Source organism: Gemmatimonas sp. (assembly GCF_044376735.1).
Lineage (GTDB): Bacteria > Gemmatimonadota > Gemmatimonadetes > Gemmatimonadales > Gemmatimonadaceae > Gemmatimonas.
Genome location: NZ_JBILKJ010000234.1, coordinates 1 through 3,407, shown reverse-complemented (window position 1 = coordinate 3,407; position 3,407 = coordinate 1). Strand labels below are relative to the sequence as shown.

The window sequence follows — 3,407 nt, the reverse complement described above, 5'->3', positions numbered from 1 at the left end:
ATACCAATCTTTCGCCGACGGAGCTCCGCAGCAGCGGAACCTATCCCCACGAGCACTACGACTGTCCACGAAGGATACAGCACCAGTGCGGAGAGATACGGAATGAACGATGTTTCTCCAAGCGAGCTTCGCTGAACGCGATAAGCAAGACTGGCCGCAATGAAACCGATGACTGTGAGCAGCGCCGAGCCCCTCAGATAGTCGAAGTCGACCTCTGGGGTTTGTACATACAATACAGCAGTCGCGGCAATTGCCATTGCCACAACTGACCAAACGTATGCGGTGACTCGTGTCTTCATCGGAAGTGAGCGCCCCGTCAGCGCGACTACTTTAGTTCCAAACCTTGGCGTCTGCCAAAACGAACGACCACATAGCGTTCACGAGCTGGGCCAGGAATTCCATCTGTACGTCACCTCCCATCGGGGTAGTCACGTGTGTCCCGCTCGGGACTCCACGTGCTCGTCGAGGTTGGCTCCGCTCCTACTGCTTGCCCTGCCCGCTCAGCTCCGCTCTAGACGGCTGACGGGGACGTTTTTGGTGTCGTCTCGTTCAGACGATGGGGGGTGGTGGTCAAACACGAAGCGCCGACTGTCGGCGCTTCACGAATCCTGCTAGCGATCAAGGTGAATCCAACGATTGGTCGCGTCGAGCACCGCGAGCACGGCGCTCGTCTCGGCACTCTGGCGCACTTCACAGCTTCCCGTCAGCACCACCGGCTCGCGTCCGACGCGCGCCGTCACACTGACAAAAATGAACTCCCGGTCGAAGGCGTCGATCAGCTTCGAACCTTCCAGCGCCAACGAGCGTTCGCCGCCCGGCATCGCCTTCGTGGCTGACACAATCGCCAACAGCGTCGAACGAGCCGCCAGGTCGATCCGCGATCGCTCGCTTTCCTGACCTTCCGACTCGCCCACAAATTCCTGTCCGTCCCGACTCAGCGTGACCCGGCACAGTACACCGCGCGTACGCGAGCGCCGGACCTCGACATCTTCGAAAATCAGCACCCGACGTCCGGCCGAGTCGCCCTCCGCGCTCGGCGCGATCGCCGAATCAGACCGCACGGTCCCCCCCATATGACCACCGGGAGCCGTGGACGTCACGAGGGTGGCCGCCGCCGAGACGGCCGCGGCCGGCGGCGCGGCCGGAGCGGCTGCCAGCGGCTGCGCACCGCCGTCGACGGTGAACGGACCGGACGAGGCCGGCGCGGCGGCCGGAGGTTGGTCCGACGCCCGTGGCGCATCCAACGTCGTCGCGATCGAGATCTTCCGGTGGTTCACCCGAAGACCGAGCTGCGCCATCAGCGCGCTCTCGATGTTGCGAACAGTATTCTTGGGCAGCACGAGGTCGGTCGTCAGCACATGAATCTCCTCCACGGCGCCCGTTTCGCTCGGCACGATGCGAACCGACAACACCCCGGGAAGGGTAGCAATCAGCTCTTCGGCCCGACGGATGGGCAGCACGCTACCGGCGATCATTCCCGAGGGGATCTGAGCGGACGTCATGCCGAAATTGACTGGGATGGACAGGTATGTCTCCGCGGCTGATGCGTACCAAACACCCGTGTTCGGTGGCCTGAGGCGATAATATGTGACCAGAGTCGCGTTCGAGCAAGGCGCAATAACTCACAACGCGTTGTCCAGCATAGACGTACCGGCATCGACCTCATGTGTCGTCGAAGGAATCAGCCCCGGCTTCGCCTCCCTCGACCGCCTCCCCCTCGTACTCCCGAAGCTTCCGGTACAGGGTTCGCTCCCCAATTCCCAGCAGATCAGCCGCTTTCCGGCGGTTCCCCTCGGTATCCCGGAGCGCTGCCAGAATCGCCAGTCGTTCGATCTCGGCCATCGTCATCCCGGGGCCCAGCGTGATCACGGTGGCCTGGGGCCCCTGGTCCCGAGGCTCGATGCCGCGCATCAGCCCGAAGCCCGGAAGCGGAACGACCTCGCCGACGCCTGCCCCCGAGACCGCCGAGGGCCCGCGCACGTCCCCGACCCAGCCGGGGGCGGGGCCACGCTGCTCCACGTCCATCCGACGACGCAATTCCTCGACTTGTAACTTGAGTTCCACCAGCGAGCGCACGATGAATTCGAGCTCACGCCCCTGCGCCCGCTCGCCTTCGCGCACCATCGGCCCGACATGCACGGGCAGTAATCGGCGACCACCGCCGTCACGGATCGGCCGAGGAATATCCTCCGCACCGATCTCCCGCCCATGCGCCAGCACGACCATGCTTTCCACGAGATTGCGCAGCTCTCGCACGTTACCGGGCCAGCCATACTCGACCAGCAGCGCCAACGCCTCTGCGGAAATCCCGTGGAACTCGCGATCATGCAGCGACGCGAATTCGGTGACGAAGCGCCGCACCAACAATGGGATGTCATCACGACGTTCGCGCAACGGCGGCAAATAGATGCCTAGCACGTTCAGCCGATAGAACAGGTCGGCACGAAAACCGCCCTCCTCGACGTGTTCGCGTAACGGACGATTCGTCGCGGCCACGACGCGCACATCAATAGGGATCGGTGTTCCGCTGCCCACCCGCGTCACTTCACGTTCTTCGAGCACACGCAGCAACTTCACTTGCGTACTCGACGGGATCTCGCCGATTTCGTCGAGGAACAAGGTGCCGGTGTCCGCCAGTTCAAAACGTCCAAGCCGACGCTCGGCAGCACCGGTGAACGCCCCCTTCTCGTGCCCGAAGAGCTCACTCTCGAGCAGCGTCTCGGTGAGCGCACCGACATTCACCGCAATGAACGGCTTCCCGCGCCGCGGGCTGAGCCGATGAATCGCCCGCGCCACGAGTTCCTTGCCGGTGCCGCTTTCTCCTTCGATGAGCACCGTACTCGTGACCGGCGCGATCTGCTCGACTTTCACCAGCACTTCGCGAATCCCCGCCGATTCACCGACCAGTCCCGTGAGCTCGGCCAAACGTTGGCGCTCGAGCCGCCGCTTCACGCTATCGACGACGTCCTCGATACGCGCCGGCTTCGGCCACGTTTCGGCATACCCGATGTCGCCCAACCGCTCCATCACTTGCGGATCGGAGACGTCGGTGAAGCCCAGTACGGCCACGTTATCCCACAGCAACTGGCGCACCAACGACACGTTCGCCGCGTCGAGCAGAGCACCGGTGAGCACGACGATGTCGGGACGCGCGCGGCGCAGCGCCGCGCGGACGTCATCCATCGGCGAGATCATGACGGTCGTCATTGCCGCGGCCTCGAGCGCGGCGTTCAACCGCACCGCCGGCTCGACATCGGTCATGAGGATCGCGACGACGCTGGCGGCGCCGTCTTCTACACCGCCACGCCGCATTGCTGCCGGGCGCGGACGCGTGCTCACGCCTTCCCTGCCCGCTTGTAGAAGGGCAGCTTCACCACACGCGCCGGCAACGTCCGCCCGCGAATGTC

At 64.2% G+C, this 3,407-nt stretch carries 3 protein-coding genes; all 3 read right to left on the bottom strand.

Annotation, left to right across the window (positions count from 1 at the left end; genetic code table 11):
- Positions 1–257 (bottom strand): hypothetical protein (locus tag ACIRA7_RS15980; protein ID WP_396221830.1); only part of this gene is annotated, 257 nt, incomplete at its 3' end.
- A gap of 354 nt (positions 258–611) precedes the next feature.
- Positions 612–1,502, bottom strand: a complete 891-nt coding sequence (locus ACIRA7_RS15975) for a hypothetical protein (RefSeq protein ID WP_396221829.1) — start codon at positions 1,500–1,502, stop codon at positions 612–614.
- Between the two features lie 160 nt (positions 1,503–1,662).
- A complete protein-coding gene (locus tag ACIRA7_RS15970; protein WP_396221828.1) occupies positions 1,663–3,339 on the bottom strand; it encodes a sigma 54-interacting transcriptional regulator in 1,677 nt (558 codons plus the stop codon).
- Positions 3,340–3,407 lie beyond the last annotated feature (68 nt).